Here is a 15,633-nt window from a genome sequence, read left to right on the forward strand (position 1 = left end):
GTGTTTTTTTACGGCCATTTTGGCTAACGGATTGATTTAATGTCCACTAACCTTCACACAGACGCAACGGGCGGCGAAAGCTTTGCCGATTTGTTTGCAGAAAGCATTAAAAACCAAGACCTGAAAAGCGGCGAAGTTATCTCCGCCGAGGTTCTGCGTATTGACCACAACTACGTGTTGGTCAATGCGGGTCTGAAGTCCGAAGCACTGATCCCTCTCGAAGAGTTCCTGAACGATCAGGGCGAACTCGAAGTTCAAGCTGGTGACTTTGTTTCCGTGGCAATCGATGCCTTTGAAAACGGCTACGGTGACACCATCCTGTCCCGCGACCGCGCCAAGCGTCTGTCGGCCTGGTTGTCGCTCGAGCAAGCGCTTGAGTCCGGCGAACTGGTCAACGGTACCATCACCGGTAAGGTCAAGGGCGGTCTGACTGTCATGACCAACGGCATCCGTGCTTTCTTGCCCGGTTCGCTGGTTGATCTGCGTCCTGTCAAAGACACCACGCCATACGAAGGCAAGACCCTGGAATTCAAGGTTATCAAGCTCGATCGCAAGCGTAACAACGTCGTGTTGTCGCGTCGCGCTGTGCTGGAAGCCTCCATGGGCGAAGAGCGTCAGAAACTGCTGGAAACCCTGTCCGAAGGCGCTATCGTCAAAGGTATCGTCAAGAACATCACCGATTACGGTGCGTTCGTGGATCTGGGCGGCATCGACGGTCTGTTGCACATCACCGACATGGCATGGCGCCGTGTTCGTCACCCATCCGAAGTTCTGCAGGTGGGTCAGGAAATCGAAGCCAAGGTTCTCAAGTTCGATCAAGAAAAGAGCCGTGTCTCCTTGGGCGTCAAGCAGCTGGGCGAAGATCCATGGATCGGTCTGGCACGTCGCTACCCACAACACACCCGTTTGTTCGGCAAGGTTACCAACCTGACCGACTACGGTGCATTCGTTGAAGTGGAAGACGGTATTGAAGGCCTGGTTCACGTATCCGAAATGGATTGGACCAACAAGAACGTTGACCCACGCAAGGTTGTGACCTTGGGTGAAGAAGTCGAAGTCATGGTTCTGGAAATCGACGAAGATCGTCGTCGTATCTCCTTGGGCATGAAGCAGTGCCGTGCCAACCCATGGGAAGATTTCGCCATCAACTTCAAACGCGGCGACAAAGTGCGCGGTGGCATCAAGTCCATCACCGACTTTGGCGTGTTCGTTGGTCTGCCTGGCGGCATCGACGGCCTGGTTCACCTGTCCGACCTGTCCTGGTCCGAGACTGGCGAAGAAGCCGTTCGCAACTTCAAGAAGGGCGACGAAGTTGACGCCGTTGTGCTTGGCATCGACACCGACAAAGAGCGCATTTCCCTGGGTATCAAACAGCTGGAAGGCGATCCGTTCAACAACTTCGTGGCAACCTACGACAAGGGTGCTGTGGTAAACGGTGTTGTTAAATCGGTTGAAGCCAAGGGCGCTGTTGTTACGCTGTCCCTGGACGTTGAAGGTTACCTGCGCGCTTCCGAGATCTCCTCGGGCCGTGTGGAAGATGCAACAACTGCTCTGAAAGAAGGTCAGGAAATTGACACCATGATCTTGAGCGTGGATCGCAAGACCCGTTCCATCCAGTTGTCCATCAAAGCACGCGATACCGCTGAAACCGCTCAATCCATGGCCCGCCTGACCGAAGCTAGCGCTTCGTCCGGTACGACCAACCTGGGTGCTCTGCTGCGTGCCAAGCTGGATCAGCAGCAACGTGACGACGGTTAATCAGCGTGACAAAGTCTGAGCTGATCGCGCTGTTGGCCAGCCGCTATCCGCAGCTGGCTCTGCGTGATATGGATTTCGCCGTGAAAACGGTTTTGGATTCAATGACCCAGGCTTTGGCCAACGGTCAGCGGATCGAAATCCGAGGGTTTGGCAGTTTTTCGCTCTCTACCCGCTCACCGCGGGTAGGGCGCAACCCCAAGTCCGGTGAAAAAGTGATGGTGCCTGGTAAACAGGTGCCGCACTTTAAAGCGGGCAAGGAATTGCGTGAGCGAGTCGATTCTGTCTTTCTCGAGCAAGAGCAAATCGAAGCGGACGACCAGTCGTCTGCCTTCGAGCAGCTCAATTCGAGAGTCCGTCACGGTTAAGACCTACTTGCACACTGATTACACAGGCCCTTTTTAGGGCCTGTTTTGCGTGTGCGCTAAAATCCGCTTGCACGTACAATCAGACATTATAAAAACACTGTTGGAGCCTTAATAATGCGCTATCTAGTCTGGGTATTGCGTCTGCTCGTTTTTGTGATCGTGCTTTTATTTGCACTGAAAAACACGGAACCCGTGCAGGTCAGCTTTTTTGCCGAGCATATTATTCAAGACGTTCCGCTGATCGTCGTGATGCTGGCTGCTTTTATTCTAGGCCTGGTGTTGGGACTGCTATTGATGGTGGGTGCAGTCATGCGCCGCCGCCGCGAGGTCAATCGCTTGCGCCGTGAAATGGACCGTCTGCAAGACAGGCTGGAACAGCAAGGCCAGGCATCGACTGTGAACACGGCTGCCGTCGCCCCTGAAACTGTTGCCCCCTTGGCACCTTTGTAAGCAGTTGGAGTTACACAGTGGATTTTGAAACCTGGTGGTTGGTTTTTGTACCCATTCTATTTGGCTTGGGTTGGGTTGCGGCGCGGGTTGATTTTCGGCAGATGATGTCCGAAACCCGCAGCTTGCCGGACTCTTACTTCAAAGGGCTGAATTTTTTGCTCAATGAAGAGCCGGATCGCGCCATTGACGCATTTGTGGAAGTGGCCAAGCTGGACCCTGAAACCACCGAGCTGCACTTTGCGTTGGGCAGCTTGTTTCGCCGTCGTGGCGAAATGGAGCGGGCCATCCGCGTGCACCAAAGTTTGTTGTCACGGGCTGACCTGCCTGTGGCCGATCGCGAGAACGCTCAGTTCCAGATCGCCCAGGACTTTTTGAAAGCCGGTATGTTGGATCGGGCCGAGGCTGCTTTTGAAGCCGTGCGCGAAACGCGTTTTGCCATTCCTGCCATGCGCGCCCTGATTCGTATTTATGAGTCCGAGCATGATTGGCCACGTGCTATTGAAGCTGTGCGTCGTTTACGTGCCTTGGTGGACGAACCGGTGCCACAACTGGTGCATTACCAGTGCGAACAGGCCGAAGGGGCCTTGCAAGGCAAACAGCCCGATTTCGACCGTGCTGCCAAAGCCTTGGATGAAGCCGATAATGCCATTCGTAAGCAAGGTACGGTACAGGCCATGCATGCTTCACAGGCCCGTGTGGCCAGTTTGCGTGCTCGTGTCGCTCGTATGCAGGGACAAAATGAGCAGGAACGTGCTTATCTGGTCTCTATTTTGAGCAGCGCCCCTGAGTATGTGGGCTTATATGCGACCGAATTGCTGGAAAGCTACCGTAAGCTGGGCCGTGCTGAGGAAGGCGTGGCCATGCTGCGTAGCCACTATCAGCAGCATCCTAGTCTGGATATCTTCAATGTGCTGTTCCGTGTCTTGCGTGAGCAGGAAGGCCATTTGCAAGCCTGGGCTTTTGCGCGCGATGCGCTGCGTGCCCATCCGTCTTTGCTCGGTCTGGACAAAATGCTGGAAGTTGAGCTTCAGGATCAAGCTCACTCTAAAGAGGGGGCCGAGGCGGCAGAGACCGTTGGTGTAGACCAGATTATTGCTGGTGCCGATTTGAGCCTGTTGCGCTCTTTGATTCACCGACACACGCAGCGTCTGGACCGCTATTCCTGCAGTTCCTGCGGCTTTGAAGCCCGTCATTTTTATTGGCAGTGTCCCGGTTGTAACTCCTGGGAGACCTACGCCCCTCGCCGTCTGGAGGAGCTGAAATAATGGAATTTCCAAGTCAGGCCGTTGCTGCCAGCCGTGTGCTGGTCGTCGGTGATGTCATGCTGGATCGTTACTGGTTCGGCGATGTAGAGCGTATTTCGCCCGAGGCCCCTGTGCCTGTGGTCAAGATGGGCCGCGTGGAAGATCGCTTGGGCGGTGCCGCTAACGTGGCCCGCAACATCGCTGCGCTCGGCGCTCACGCCAGCCTGTTAGGGGTGATTGGTCAGGACGAAGCGGGTAAAACCGTACAAGAGCTGGCCCAAGCGGACCAGGTGCAGGCGCATTGGGTACAAGACCCTGCCATGCCCACCTCGCTCAAGCTGCGGGTCCTGGGACGCCAGCAACAATTGTTGCGCGTCGATTTTGAAGAAAGTCCCGCTGAAAGTGCTTTGGGGCGCTTGCATCAAAACATGGGTGAACTGCTGGATCAGCATCAGGTGCTGGTGTTGTCTGACTATGCCAAAGGTGCGCTGGCGCAGGTGGAAAGCCTGATCGCGCTGGCGCGTTCCAAGAATATCCCTGTGCTGGTTGATCCCAAAGGCAAAAGCTACGAACGCTATCAAGGCGCCACTATCCTGACGCCAAATCGTTCGGAAATGCAGGAAGCCGTCGGTGCCTGGAAAGATGAAGATGATTTGATGCAGCGCGCTCAGCACTTGCGTCGCAAGTTGAATCTGGAGTGCTTGTTGATTACGCGCTCTGAGCAAGGGATGACCTTGTTCACCGAGCAGGGGCGTGAGCATGTCGATGCTCAGGCTCAAGAAGTGTTTGATGTCTCCGGTGCCGGGGACACGGTATTGGCAACGCTGGCGGTCATGCGGGCGGCAGGTCTGGATTGGTTACAGGCCATGCGCTGGGCGAATCGTGCGGGCGGTATCGTAGTCGGAAAATTGGGTACGTCCATTGTGACGGCAAAGGAATTGGCATGATTGTAGTGACCGGTGGTGCTGGCTTTATTGGCAGCAATTTGGTGAAGGGCCTGAATCAGCAAGGTGTGACCGATATTTTGGTGGTCGATGACCTGAGCGACGGCGACAAGTTCGCCAATCTGGTTCATGGCCAAATTGCCGACTATATGGACAAGGACGATTTTCGTGCCCGTTTGGCGCGGGACGAGTTCTCTAATATTGAAGCTGTTTTGCATCAGGGCGCATGTTCGGACACGACCGAGCGTAATGGCCAGTTCATGATGGATAACAACTACCGCGTGACCTTGGAAATCTTTGAGTACTGCCAGGCCAAACGCATTCCTTTGTTGTACGCCTCGTCAGCGGCGGTTTATGGCGCCGGTCCTTTGTATGTCGAGGACCTGAGCAATGAAGCGCCCTTGAACGTTTACGGCTATTCCAAGTTTCTGTTCGATCAGGTCTTGCGTCGTCATTTGGACAATCTGCGTGCGCCCGTGGTCGGCTTGCGCTACTTCAATGTGTATGGACCGCAGGAGCAGCATAAGGGTCGCATGGCGTCGGTGGCGTATCACAATATGCTGCAGTATCGGCGTGACGGCCACGTTCTGTTGTTTGGCGGCTGGGACGGCTATGTTGATGGCGGCCAGCAGCGCGACTTTGTTTTTATTGATGATGTCGTGTCCGTGAACCTGCATTTTCTGGGACAGGATAAGCAGTCTGGTGTATTTAATTGTGGTTCGGGCCGTGCTCAGCCTTTCAATGATGTGGCCCAGACTGTGGTCAACACCCTGCGAGAGCACGATGGCTTGCCGCCGCTGGAGTTGAGCGAGCTGGTGACGCAGCAGTTCCTGCAATACATCCCGTTCCCTGATGATTTGAAGGGCCGTTACCAAAGTCATACCGAGGCAGACCTGACTCAGTTGCGTGCAGCAGGCTATGACAAGCCCTTCCAGGATGTACAAACTGGGGTGGCCGAGTACGTGCGTCGTTTGCTGCAATCAGGGGCATTGCGTTGATTCTGGCAGGACAAAAAGGGCTAGTCGGACTGTTACGCATGGCTAAATCCGCTTTGTAAGCAACAGCTCTGATCTTGGCAGCAGCACCATAAAGGCTTCTTTTCAAGGAGCCTTTATCATGTCCACATCAGTGAAATCCTGGTCCGCCCTTACTGCTTTTTCCCGGTGCTTGCATGTTGTCCCTAGCTGGCGCGGGCCGGTTCTAAAATTCTTGTTGGCGTTTGTTTTGATGGGGCCGTTCAGCTTGGCGGGCGCTGTTGATTTGAATACAGCAGATGCCCAGCAACTGCAGCAAATCAAAGGAATAGGCCCTCGAACGGCAGAGTTGATTTTGGAGGAGCGTCAACGAGGCGGCCCCTTCGATTCTTTGCAGGATTTGGCGGATCGGGTCAAAGGCATTGGTGCCAAAAAGATCATTACGATGGAGCAGGCGGGTTTGAAAGTCGAGCCCTCCAAGGTCCAAGGCAAGACTGCCGCCACTACCGCTGACGCGGATATAAGAAGAAAGCCGTAGCTCTGGGCGTAGACTCGCTTTAAGCTAGTAGTTTGTTTAGTCAGCTGGGCAGTCAGTGAAAACTGGCTGCCTTCTTGCGCAAGGTAAGAGATTTATCGATGAAAAACTATCCCACCATTGAAGATACTGTTGGTCAAACCCCGCTGGTACGTTTGCAGCGCATCCCTGGCGAGTTTGGACAGGCACGCGGTAATGTCTTGCTGGCTAAGCTGGAAGGCAATAACCCGGCCGGTTCGGTCAAGGATCGTGCTGCCAGTTCCATGATCCAGGAGGCCGAGCGCCGCGGTGATATCAAGCCGGGAGATACCTTGATCGAGGCAACCAGTGGCAACACGGGTATTGCTCTGGCCATGATCGCCGCCGTGCGTGGCTACAAAATGATTTTGATCATGCCGGACAATCTGTCGTTGGAGCGTCGCGCGTCCATGACGGCCTACGGTGCCAAGCTGATTCTGACGCCAGCCGATCAAGGTGGTATGGAATACGCCCGTGATCTGGCCATGAAGATGCAAGCTGAAGGGCAGGGCAAAGTGCTGGATCAGTTTGCCAATATGGATAACCCGGCGGCGCATATGCAAGGTACAGGCCCTGAAATCTGGCAGCAGACTGATGGCCAGATCACGCACTTTGTCAGTGCGATGGGAACGACCGGCACCATTATGGGTGTAGGCAATTACTTGCGCAGTCAAAATAGCGGCATTGTGGTGGTAGGTGCTCAGCCTGCGCCGGGTGCGCAGATTGCTGGTATCCGTAAATGGCCAGAAGCGTATCTGCCCAAGATTTACGATGCATCCAAAGTGGACATGTTTGAAGAAATTGGCCAGCAAGAGGCCGAGATCATGACGCGCCGTATGGCAGCCGAAGAAGGTATCTGTGCCGGTATTTCTTCCGGTGGTGCTTTGGTAGCGGCCATGCGCGTTGCGCAACGGGTAGAAAATGCCACGATCGTATTTATTGTGTGCGACCGTGGCGACCGTTATCTGTCCACCGGCATCTTTAATTAATTAGGACTGCCGTATCCCATGCGATCAGCCAGTTCGGAAGCCAGATCGGCAACCGAGCTGGCATAGAAGTAACTGCGGTTGTAGTGGGTGATGGCAAAAAAGTTCGGGGTACCCAAGCGGTACTCCGTTGTTTTGCGCGGCTCGTCTACCAGGTTCACTACACCCAGCGCAGACTGTTGCCAGGGGCCTGTGTTTTGACTTTGGCCCTTCACGCTGGCACCGGCATTGCTTAGTTGCGACCAGTTCAGTTTGGGATAGATGCCACCATCTACCATGCCTTTATTCGCGGCACTAAGCTGGACAGGGGCGAAAACAGGTAGGCCAGGCTCCCAGCCATGGGCACGCAAGAAGTTGGCAATCGAGGCCATCGCGTCAGTCGGATTGTTGCGCAGGTCTATGCGTCCGTCACCATCGCCATCGACCGCATAGCGCATCAAACTGCCGGGCATAAATTGAGACATGCCCATAGCGCCTGCAAACGAACCTTGGACAATACGGGCGTCCAGCTCGCCTTGATAGTGCAGTTCGATCAGGTCAGCCAGTTGATCGCGAAACAGTTGGCCGCGTTCGGGGCGACTGTCGTCGGGATAGGCAAAGCCCAAGGTGAATAGAGCATCCAGGACTTTGAAGTCCCCCATGATTTTGCCGTACACCGTCTCCACCCCCAGGATGGACACAATAATAGAAGGCGGCACGCCATAGGTCTGGGAAATCTGGTCCAGAGCCAGACGATGCTTTTGCCAGAACTGCACACCACCCTGGATACGAGCGGGGTCTACATTGCGTTGTCGGTACGTGACCCAGCTGCGCTTGATACGGCCCTGGGTAGGGCGCATTAATTTGGCTGCTGTCTCGTTATATTGAGCTTGCTGCAAAATTTCAGTGACTAAATTCAATGGAACTTTGCGCTCTGCCGCTACTTCATGGGCGTAGGACGCAATGTCATCGTTTAATTCACCGTTTAATTTGAAAAATTGTGTCCGTCCGGAACGAGACTCACCAGCCTGAATGGATGGCGGCGCGTCCAAAGATTTGATTTGGACGATAGTGGATTTTTTTTGAGAAGCCTGGAGAGCCGCGCCGTTGCTGGGTTTGGTGTCCGAGGAAACGACGGGGGAAGTGGTGGAAGCGCAGCCGGCAGTGCTCAGTGCGATCAGTACTGCTTGCAAAATTCGAGTGGGTCTGAACATAATCCATCCTCATGGAGACACTATATTTTATCCATCCATCATGCCATTTGCATGAGATGGGCCGATGGCATCCTGAAAGTCCGCAGCGACTGGATGCCATAAATGATCAACTGCTATCCAGCGGTCTGGCATCCTATCTGGCCGAGCGTCAAGCGCGGCTGGCAACGGATGAGGACATCTTGCGGGTGCACGATGCTGCGTATCTGCAGCAGCTCAAGCAGCAGTTGCCGCGTCAGGGGTATTTCAATATCGATCCGGATACGCTGATGAATCCTCATACCCTGGAGGCTGCTTATGCGGCAGCCGGTTCGGGGCTGGATGCGGTTGATGGCGTGATGAACGAGGGAGCAAGCGGCGCCTTTTGTGCGGTAAGACCTCCCGGGCATCATGCTGAGCGGGCCCGGGCAATGGGGTTTTGTTTTTTCAACAATATCGCGGTGGCCGTGGCCTATGCCATGGAACGATATGGCCTCAAACGTGTGCTGATTGTCGATTTTGACGTGCATCACGGCAATGGGACAGAACAAATTTTTGCCGGTGACGATCGGGTCCTGATGTGTAGTTTCTTTCAGTCCCCGTTTTTTCCTGATTCCTTTCAGGACCCGGCAGCGCAAAACATGGTAAATATACCTGTTGAGGCTTACACCAAGTCGGCTCAGATTATCGACCAGTTCAGGCAAGTTTGCTTGCCTCGCATTGAAGCATTTGCTCCCGAAATGGTCTTTTTCTCGGCGGGTTTTGATGCTCACCGGGAAGACGAGATGGGACAGCTCAGTCTGGTTGAGGCCGATTATGCAGAATTGACAGCCATGGTGGTTCAAGCCTGTGCGCCCAGCGCCGGACAACGTCTGGTCAGTATGCTGGAAGGGGGTTACGATCCCTCGTCGCTGGGACGCAGCGTGGTGGCTCACATCAAGGCCCTCGCCGGGCTTTAGGCGAGTGGCTCTGGGCTTTGGAATTCTTTTAAAGCCTTATTTCAACAGAACAACTTTTATTTAAGACTGCACTGGAGAACATTACATGAAGGTGTTAGTACCCGTGAAACGCGTAGTTGACTATAACGTCAAGGTGCGCGTGAAATCCGACCAAACCGGGGTGGACATTGCCAATGTGAAAATGTCCATGAACCCTTTTGACGAAATCGCTGTCGAAGAGGCCACCCGCCTTAAAGAAAGCGGTGCAGCCACTGAAGTGATCGCCGTCTCTTGCGGCGTTGCTCAAAGTCAGGAAACCTTGCGTACGGCTCTGGCCATTGGTGCAGATCGTGCCACGCTGGTGCAAACCGACGCTGAGTTGCAGCCTTTGGCTGTCGCCAAGCTGCTCAAGGCCGTTGTGGACAAAGAACAGCCTCAACTGGTGATTCTGGGCAAACAAGCCATCGACGATGACGCTAACCAGACCGGCCAGATGCTGGCTGCCTTGCTGGACTGGCCACAAGCCACCTTTGCCAGCAAAGTTGAAGTGTCCGGTGACAGCGTGTCCGTTACCCGCGAAGTGGACGGCGGCCTGGAAACATTGAAGCTCAGCTTGCCCGCAGTCATCACCACCGACTTGCGTCTGAACGAGCCACGTTACGTGACTTTGCCCAACATCATGAAGGCCAAGAAAAAGCCTTTGGAGACCCTGACTCCTGAAGAGCTGGGCGTTGATGTCGCTCCACGTATCAAAACCCTGAAAGTCAGTGAGCCTCCAGCTCGTGCCGCCGGCATCACGGTGCCCGATGTCGCCACTCTGGTCGAGAAACTGAAGAACGAAGCGAAGGTGATTTAAATGGCTATCCTTGTTATTGCCGAGCACGACAATCAGCAGCTCAAGGCTGCAACTCTCAATGCCCTGGCTGCCGCCCAGAAAATTGGCGGTGATGTGCATGTACTGGTAGCTGGCCATCAGGCTGGCGCAGTGGCCCAGGCAGCGGCCAAAGCTCAAGGTGTCAGCAAAGTGCTGCTGGCCGATGGCCCTGCATTGGCTGAAGGCCTGGCTGAAAACGTGGCCGCCCAGGTACTGGGTATTGCCTCCAATTACGGTCATATCCTGTTCCCGGCGACGGCCTCGGGCAAGAACATTGCTCCTCGTGTTGCTGCCAAGCTGGATGTCGCTCAATTGTCGGACATCCTGTCGGTTGAGTCGGCTGATACTTTCACCCGTCCTATCTACGCCGGTAACGCCGTTGCGACGGTTCAATCCGCCGATGCCGTCAAAGTCATCACCGTGCGTACCACCGCGTTTGACGGTGTGGCTGCAGAAGGTGGCAGTGCTGCCGTTGAAGAGCTGAGCGCTGTGGCTGATTCGGGCCGTTCCGCTTTTGTCAGCCGTGAAGTGGCCAAGAGCGATCGTCCTGAGCTGGCCGGTGCCAGCGTTGTGGTTTCCGGTGGCCGCGGTCTGGGCAGCGCCGAAAACTTCAAGTTGCTGGATGGTTTGGCTGACAAGCTGGGTGCTGCATTGGGCGCGTCGCGTGCCGCTGTAGACGCTGGCTATGCACCTAACGACTGGCAAGTGGGTCAAACAGGCAAGATCGTTGCGCCTCAACTGTACGTAGCTGTGGGTATTTCCGGTGCGATCCAGCACCTGGCTGGCATGAAAGACTCCAAAGTCATTGTTGCCATCAATAAAGATCCCGAAGCGCCGATTTTTGGCGTGGCCGACTACGGTTTAGTGGCTGATCTGTTCGAGGCTGTGCCTGAGTTAGAAAAGGCGCTCTAAGCGTCCATCGGCCTGCTGGTAATTTTTCCAGCAGGCTTTTTTTCAGTGCGTATACCTAGAGGCCAGACTGTGGCTTCGGTCCTTTTTGTTTCTGTGTAGGAGTGTTCATGACGTATCGTGTACCCACCCAAGACATCCGCTTTGCGCTTAACGAGCTGGCTGATCTACCTGGTGTGCTGGAATTGCCTGGCTTTGAGGATTTCTCGGCCGAGTTGATCGATGCCATTATTGATGAGAACGCCCGCTTCGTTGAGCAGGAAGTAGCACCTTTGAACCGCGCTGGTGATCAGAACGGCGCCAAGTGGAATGACGGTGTGGTCACCACCACACCCGGCTTTAAAAAAGCCTTTGAAGAATTTGCAAAAGCCGGCTGGCAAGGCTTGCAGCACGAAGTCGAGCTGGGTGGCCAAGGCTTGCCCAAGCTGATTGGTGCCGTGGCATGTGAAAACATCAATGCCGCCAACCTGGCTTTTTCCCTGTGTCCTTTGCTGACCGACGGGGTGATTGAAGCCGTCTCCATGGTGGGTACGGACGAACAAAAAGAACGTTTCCTGCCCGCTTTGCTGGAAGGCCGTTGGACCGGCACCATGAACCTGACCGAGCCACAAGCTGGTTCGGATCTGGCCCAGGTAGCCAGTCGTGCTGTGCCTCAGGACGATGGTTCCTATCGCATCAGCGGTCAGAAGATTTTTATCACCTACGGTGAGCACGATATGGCCGAGAACATCGTCCATTTGGTGTTGGCCCGTACTCCGGACGCACCTGCCGGTGTGAAAGGGATTTCCTTGTTCATCGTCCCCAAGTTCATGGTGAACGATGATGGCTCGCTGGGTGCCCGTAACGATGTCTGGTGTGCTTCCTTGGAGCACAAGCTGGGCATCCATGGCAGCCCCACCGCAGTGCTTCTGTATGGCTCAGGCAAGGGTGATGTCGGTGAAGGTGCCGTCGGCTACCTGGTTGGCAAGGAAAATGAAGGCCTGAAGTACATGTTCATCATGATGAACGCCGCCCGTTACGCTGTGGGTGTGCAGGGCATTGCAGTGGCCGAACGTGCCCTGCAGCAAGCCGTTGAATACGCCAATGATCGCGTTCAAGGTGCGCCATTGACCGGTGGCAAGGCCGTGCCTATTGCGCATCACCCTGATGTACAGCGCATGCTGGTACAAATGCGTGCTCTGACCGAAGGCTCTCGTGCTCTGGCTTACTTTGCAGCCGGGGTGAATGACAAGGCTCGTCATGCAGCAGACGAAAACGCTCGCAAGCGTTATCAAGCCCTGTATGAGTTCCTGGTGCCTGTGGTGAAAGGCTTCAGCACTGAAATGTCCCTGGAAGTTACTTCCTTGGGCGTGCAGGTGCATGGTGGTATGGGCTTTATCGAAGAAACCGGTGCTGCTCAGCATTACCGTGACTCGCGCATCCTGCCTATTTACGAAGGCACCACAGCTATTCAGGCCAACGACTTCATCGGCCGTAAAGTGCTGCGTGATGCAGGTGCCGTGATTCAGGGCCTGGCCCCAGAACTGGGTGCCACCGTTGCCAAGCTGCGCGAGCGTGCGGCTCAAGGTGGTGAGCATAAAGCGGCTCTGGGCTTGATTGCAGACCGTCTGGAAGCAGGTGTGAAGAGCGTTGAGCGTGCTGCCATGTTCACGTTGATGAACGCTCAGAAAGACTTGCCTGCCGTGTTCCTGGGCAGCGTGCCATTCCTGATGCTGTCCGGTTACGTTTTGACGGGCTGGCAGATGGCTCGCGCTGCTCTGGCTGCAGAAAAAGCATTGAGCGACGGCAATCAGGACCCATTCCTGCGTCGCAAGCTGTCGACCAGCGTGTTCTTTGCCAGCCATTTGTTGCCACGTGCCACGGCATTGGCTCAGTCTGTTGCGGACGGCGTGGAACTGACGCCCTATATGTCGGCAGAGTTGCTGTAAGTGACAAAGGCCTGCGCTGTGTTGTTTGCAGCCGGGCCTTTTTTGGCTATATCCATATAACTTTTAATTGTTTGAAACGCTCTCTTTATACTGACAAAATCATCTGACTAGTCCTGATTATTCCAGTCAGTGATGTCCTAATCGCAGCTGCATTTAGAAAGAGGAACGTAATGGCTACACTTCGTCTGGGTGACCTGGCCCCTGATTTTGAACAAAAATCCTCCGCTGGCACCATCAAGTTTCACGAGTTCTTGGGTAATAGCTGGGGTATTTTGTTCTCCCACCCAGCAGACTTTACGCCTGTGTGCACCACCGAATTGGGCTACACCGCCAAATTGGCGGATGAGTTTGCCAAGCGTGATGTCAAGGTCATTGCTGTTTCCGTTGACGATGTTGATTCCCACGGCAAGTGGATTGATGACATCAACGAAACACAAAAGACCACCGTCAATTTCCCCATCCTGGCTGATGCAGATCGCAAGGTGTCGGATCTGTACGATATGATCCACCCTAACGCCAGCACCACCGTGACTGTGCGCTCGGTGTTCATCATCGACCCGGCCAAGAAAGTGCGTCTGATCATCACGTACCCTGCCAGCACCGGCCGTAATTTCAACGAAATTTTGCGTGTTGTCGATTCCCTGCAGCTGACCGACAGCCACAGCGTGGCTACCCCGGTTAACTGGGAAGATGGCGACGATGTGATTATTGTCCCTAGCCTGAAAGACCCTGAAGTCTTGAAGCAGAAATTCCCCAAAGGCTTTACCGAGATCCGTCCCTACCTGCGTGTGACGCCTCAGCCTAACAAGTAATTTGTACTTGGGGCCTGATCTTCAGGCCTTAATCGAAAGCCCTCTTGCTGTCATGGCCAGAGGGCTTTTTTGTGGGTGTCAGCGAGGGACAGGGGAGGAGGGGCGTACTTTTATACAGTGCTTAAGGCAGCTGCTGCGCTTGGTTTTTATAGTGCAGTCCATGGTGGCAGACTTCGCACCTTGCTCGAAAGTGGCTTGCCCATTGGCTTTGTCCTGCCTAGTGGGCTAGACGCAACAAGACTTGTATCAGCAATTGCGCACGATGCTGGTTTTAAGTACAGTACTGTATAAGAAAACAGTAATCGGAGTTAGCCATGTCCAACCCAAGCCGCCATTACCGTCCTCAAGCGACCCCACGCTTTCGTGGTCCTGTACGCTCTGCCGCCTCTTCCCGCCCCTTTTCCAGACCCTTGACCTTCAAGGCCAAAGTGATGGATGTGTGTCTGGTGGCGGTATGGGGAGCCAGTATTCCTGGTTTGCTGTGGCTGGGCAGTATGGGTGGCTTTTAAGCTATTCCCATAGACTGCCCCTTATGCTGAAAATCAGGGAACCAGCTGTGTCCATTCTTTCGACAAGAAGCGGTCCCGTGCCAGCTTCTCAGCCTTGTCCAGGGTTGCAGCGTCCAGCGTGCTGGGTTTGAGTGCCGTTTTTTTGCGGAACACATCCAGCATGGCTTCAATAACCGCCTCGCGGCTCATGCCGGTTTGGCTGCGAATGGGGTCTACCCGTTTCTTAGCGCTGGTTGTGCCTTTGTCAGACAGCTTTTCTTTGCCAATACGCAGAACTTCCAGCATCTTGTCGGCATCAATGTCATATGCCATCGTGACGTGATGCAATACCGCATTGCCCCGACGTGCCTGTGCTGCGCCACCAATCTTGCCGCCTGCACTGGTAATGTCATTCAAGGGCTGATACCAGGCATCAATGCCGATTTCACGCAGGGCCTCAATGACCCAGGAATCCAGGAATTCGTAGGACTCTTGAAAAGTCATGCCTGCTACAAAATGCTTGGGTACGCTCAAGGAGTAGGTAATGGTGTTGCCCGGCTCGATAAACATGGCGCCACCACCGCTGATGCGGCGTACAAGCCGAATGCCATGACGTGCCGCGGCTTCCGCTTCAATTTCATTGCGCAGGGACTGGAAGCGACCAATCACTACCGCAGCTTCCTGCCATTCCCAGATACGCAAAGTAGGCGCGCGGGTGCCGTCGCTGACTTCCTGGGTAATAATTTCATCCAAGGCCATATGCAAAGCCGCAGCTTGCGGTTCCATATGGATCAGTTCCCAGGACAGCGTGTTCCAACTCCTCATGCCAAGGCCCTCCGCACGACTACGCCAATGGCCTGAGGGTCCAGACCGAACATTTCGGTATCAGCCGGCAGAGCGCGGCTGACATGAGCAGCAATTTCTTCGGCACTGCTGTTGACAGACAAGCCTTGCAAGGCTTGATTGATCAGGCCCAGTGCTTCGGGAGGTTCCAGAAAGAAGTCGCCGCTCAGTCGTGCTTGCGCGATACTGCTGTCTTTGACATCCAGATCGATCACGACCAGCTTGCCACCGGGAACTTTGTATTCGGCATGCATAGACTGTGTCCTTTTATAAGGTCGGCCCTTGTCGTGAACAAGGGAAGGGCGGCATACTGCAAGGGCCGCGATTGATGCGTTTAATGCAAGGCTAAATGCCCAAGTGTCGTATTTTAGCGTAGTTAAACGCCCCTGAACGAAGCC

17 protein-coding genes are annotated in these 15,633 nt (G+C 54.6%); 14 read left to right on the forward strand and 3 right to left on the reverse strand.

The genetic code is table 11. The features are described from left to right. Window positions 1-39: 39 nt before the first annotated feature. The 8 genes from rpsA (at window position 40) to cysM (ending at window position 7,277) form a co-directional block, all read left to right on the forward strand. Window positions 40-1,758, forward strand: a complete 1,719-nt coding sequence (gene rpsA, locus AC1RSM_RS02520; RefSeq protein WP_492929170.1) for a 30S ribosomal protein S1 — start codon at window positions 40-42, stop codon at window positions 1,756-1,758. Between the two features lie 5 nt (window positions 1,759-1,763). After that, complete coding sequence (locus AC1RSM_RS02525) at window positions 1,764-2,123, forward strand: integration host factor subunit beta (protein ID WP_492929171.1); 360 nt, start codon at window positions 1,764-1,766, stop codon at window positions 2,121-2,123. A gap of 114 nt (window positions 2,124-2,237) precedes the next feature. Next, the gene (locus AC1RSM_RS02530; RefSeq protein ID WP_492929173.1) at window positions 2,238-2,573 is read left to right on the forward strand and encodes a lipopolysaccharide assembly protein LapA domain-containing protein; all 336 of its coding nucleotides are present in this window, start codon (window positions 2,238-2,240) and stop codon (window positions 2,571-2,573) included. 17 nt (window positions 2,574-2,590) lie between these two features. Beyond that, a complete protein-coding gene (gene lapB, locus AC1RSM_RS02535) occupies window positions 2,591-3,838 on the forward strand; it encodes a lipopolysaccharide assembly protein LapB (RefSeq protein WP_492929175.1) in 1,248 nt (415 codons plus the stop codon). Next, a complete protein-coding gene (rfaE1, locus tag AC1RSM_RS02540; protein ID WP_492931419.1) occupies window positions 3,835-4,764 on the forward strand; it encodes a D-glycero-beta-D-manno-heptose-7-phosphate kinase in 930 nt (309 codons plus the stop codon). Before lapB ends, rfaE1 begins: the two co-directional genes overlap by 4 nt. Continuing rightward, window positions 4,761-5,759, forward strand: a complete 999-nt coding sequence (gene rfaD / locus AC1RSM_RS02545) for an ADP-glyceromanno-heptose 6-epimerase (protein WP_492929177.1) — start codon at window positions 4,761-4,763, stop codon at window positions 5,757-5,759. The genes rfaE1 and rfaD overlap by 4 nt, the downstream gene beginning before the upstream one ends. Window positions 5,760-5,877: 118 nt before the next feature. Continuing rightward, window positions 5,878-6,273 carry a ComEA family DNA-binding protein gene (locus AC1RSM_RS02550; RefSeq protein WP_492929179.1) on the forward strand — a complete coding sequence of 132 codons (396 nt, stop codon included), beginning with the start codon at window positions 5,878-5,880 and terminating at the stop codon, window positions 6,271-6,273. A gap of 98 nt (window positions 6,274-6,371) precedes the next feature. After that, entirely contained in the window at window positions 6,372-7,277 is a 906-nt protein-coding gene (gene cysM / locus AC1RSM_RS02555) for a cysteine synthase CysM (RefSeq protein ID WP_492929181.1), read from the forward strand. Here cysM and mltB read toward each other — a convergent pair. Then, window positions 7,274-8,467 (reverse strand): lytic murein transglycosylase B, encoded by a 1,194-nt coding sequence (mltB, locus tag AC1RSM_RS02560; protein ID WP_492929182.1) that lies wholly within the window; start codon window positions 8,465-8,467, stop codon window positions 7,274-7,276. The genes cysM and mltB overlap by 4 nt on opposite strands. An 11-nt stretch (window positions 8,468-8,478) precedes the next feature. Here mltB and AC1RSM_RS02565 point away from each other — a divergent pair, with 11 nt between their 5' ends. The 6 genes from AC1RSM_RS02565 (at window position 8,479) to AC1RSM_RS02590 (ending at window position 14,413) form a co-directional block, all read left to right on the forward strand. After that, the gene (locus AC1RSM_RS02565; RefSeq protein ID WP_492929184.1) at window positions 8,479-9,402 is read left to right on the forward strand and encodes a histone deacetylase family protein; all 924 of its coding nucleotides are present in this window, start codon (window positions 8,479-8,481) and stop codon (window positions 9,400-9,402) included. 85 nt (window positions 9,403-9,487) lie between these two features. Further along, entirely contained in the window at window positions 9,488-10,237 is a 750-nt protein-coding gene (locus AC1RSM_RS02570; protein WP_492929186.1) for an electron transfer flavoprotein subunit beta/FixA family protein, read from the forward strand. Then, window positions 10,238-11,167, forward strand: coding sequence for an electron transfer flavoprotein subunit alpha/FixB family protein (locus AC1RSM_RS02575; protein WP_492929188.1), 930 nt, complete (start codon window positions 10,238-10,240; stop codon window positions 11,165-11,167). 107 nt (window positions 11,168-11,274) lie between these two features. Further along, window positions 11,275-13,092 (forward strand): acyl-CoA dehydrogenase, encoded by a 1,818-nt coding sequence (locus AC1RSM_RS02580; RefSeq protein ID WP_492929190.1) that lies wholly within the window; start codon window positions 11,275-11,277, stop codon window positions 13,090-13,092. Between the two features lie 170 nt (window positions 13,093-13,262). Continuing rightward, window positions 13,263-13,904, forward strand: coding sequence for a peroxiredoxin (locus tag AC1RSM_RS02585; RefSeq protein ID WP_189390918.1), 642 nt, complete (start codon window positions 13,263-13,265; stop codon window positions 13,902-13,904). A gap of 314 nt (window positions 13,905-14,218) precedes the next feature. Further along, the gene (locus AC1RSM_RS02590; protein ID WP_492929192.1) at window positions 14,219-14,413 is read left to right on the forward strand and encodes a hypothetical protein; all 195 of its coding nucleotides are present in this window, start codon (window positions 14,219-14,221) and stop codon (window positions 14,411-14,413) included. Between the two features lie 33 nt (window positions 14,414-14,446). Here the strand turns inward: AC1RSM_RS02590 and AC1RSM_RS02595 are convergent, their stop codons facing one another. Together AC1RSM_RS02595 and lplB are read right to left on the reverse strand one after the other, a co-directional pair. Next, window positions 14,447-15,217: a lipoate--protein ligase family protein gene (locus AC1RSM_RS02595; protein WP_492929194.1), complete on the reverse strand. Its 771-nt coding sequence runs from the start codon at window positions 15,215-15,217 to the stop codon at window positions 14,447-14,449. Continuing rightward, a complete protein-coding gene (gene lplB, locus AC1RSM_RS02600; protein ID WP_492929196.1) occupies window positions 15,214-15,489 on the reverse strand; it encodes a lipoate-protein ligase small subunit in 276 nt (91 codons plus the stop codon). The genes AC1RSM_RS02595 and lplB overlap by 4 nt, the downstream gene beginning before the upstream one ends. Between the last annotated feature and the right edge of the window lie 144 nt (window positions 15,490-15,633).

The organism is Alcaligenes sp. GW821-FHT11D07 (assembly GCF_058808495.1).

What these genes read in the sequence shown, in the direction of transcription:
- AC1RSM_RS02575 (WP_492929188.1), top strand. Translation starts at nt 10,238, where the DNA reads ATGGCTATCCTTGTTATTGCCGAGCACGACAATCAGCAGCTCAAGGCT.
- AC1RSM_RS02585 (WP_189390918.1), top strand. Translation starts at nt 13,263, where the DNA reads ATGGCTACACTTCGTCTGGGTGACCTGGCCCCTGATTTTGAACAAAAA.
- AC1RSM_RS02595 (WP_492929194.1), bottom strand. Translation starts at nt 15,217, where the DNA reads ATGAGGAGTTGGAACACGCTGTCCTGGGAACTGATCCATATGGAACCG.
- cysM (WP_492929181.1), top strand. Translation starts at nt 6,372, where the DNA reads ATGAAAAACTATCCCACCATTGAAGATACTGTTGGTCAAACCCCGCTG.
- AC1RSM_RS02530 (WP_492929173.1), top strand. Translation starts at nt 2,238, where the DNA reads ATGCGCTATCTAGTCTGGGTATTGCGTCTGCTCGTTTTTGTGATCGTG.
- rpsA (WP_492929170.1), top strand. Translation starts at nt 40, where the DNA reads ATGTCCACTAACCTTCACACAGACGCAACGGGCGGCGAAAGCTTTGCC.
- rfaD (WP_492929177.1), top strand. Translation starts at nt 4,761, where the DNA reads ATGATTGTAGTGACCGGTGGTGCTGGCTTTATTGGCAGCAATTTGGTG.
- AC1RSM_RS02565 (WP_492929184.1), top strand. Translation starts at nt 8,479, where the DNA reads ATGGAGACACTATATTTTATCCATCCATCATGCCATTTGCATGAGATG.
- AC1RSM_RS02580 (WP_492929190.1), top strand. Translation starts at nt 11,275, where the DNA reads ATGACGTATCGTGTACCCACCCAAGACATCCGCTTTGCGCTTAACGAG.
- lplB (WP_492929196.1), bottom strand. Translation starts at nt 15,489, where the DNA reads ATGCATGCCGAATACAAAGTTCCCGGTGGCAAGCTGGTCGTGATCGAT.
- AC1RSM_RS02590 (WP_492929192.1), top strand. Translation starts at nt 14,219, where the DNA reads ATGTCCAACCCAAGCCGCCATTACCGTCCTCAAGCGACCCCACGCTTT.
- AC1RSM_RS02550 (WP_492929179.1), top strand. Translation starts at nt 5,878, where the DNA reads ATGTCCACATCAGTGAAATCCTGGTCCGCCCTTACTGCTTTTTCCCGG.
- mltB (WP_492929182.1), bottom strand. Translation starts at nt 8,467, where the DNA reads ATGTTCAGACCCACTCGAATTTTGCAAGCAGTACTGATCGCACTGAGC.
- AC1RSM_RS02570 (WP_492929186.1), top strand. Translation starts at nt 9,488, where the DNA reads ATGAAGGTGTTAGTACCCGTGAAACGCGTAGTTGACTATAACGTCAAG.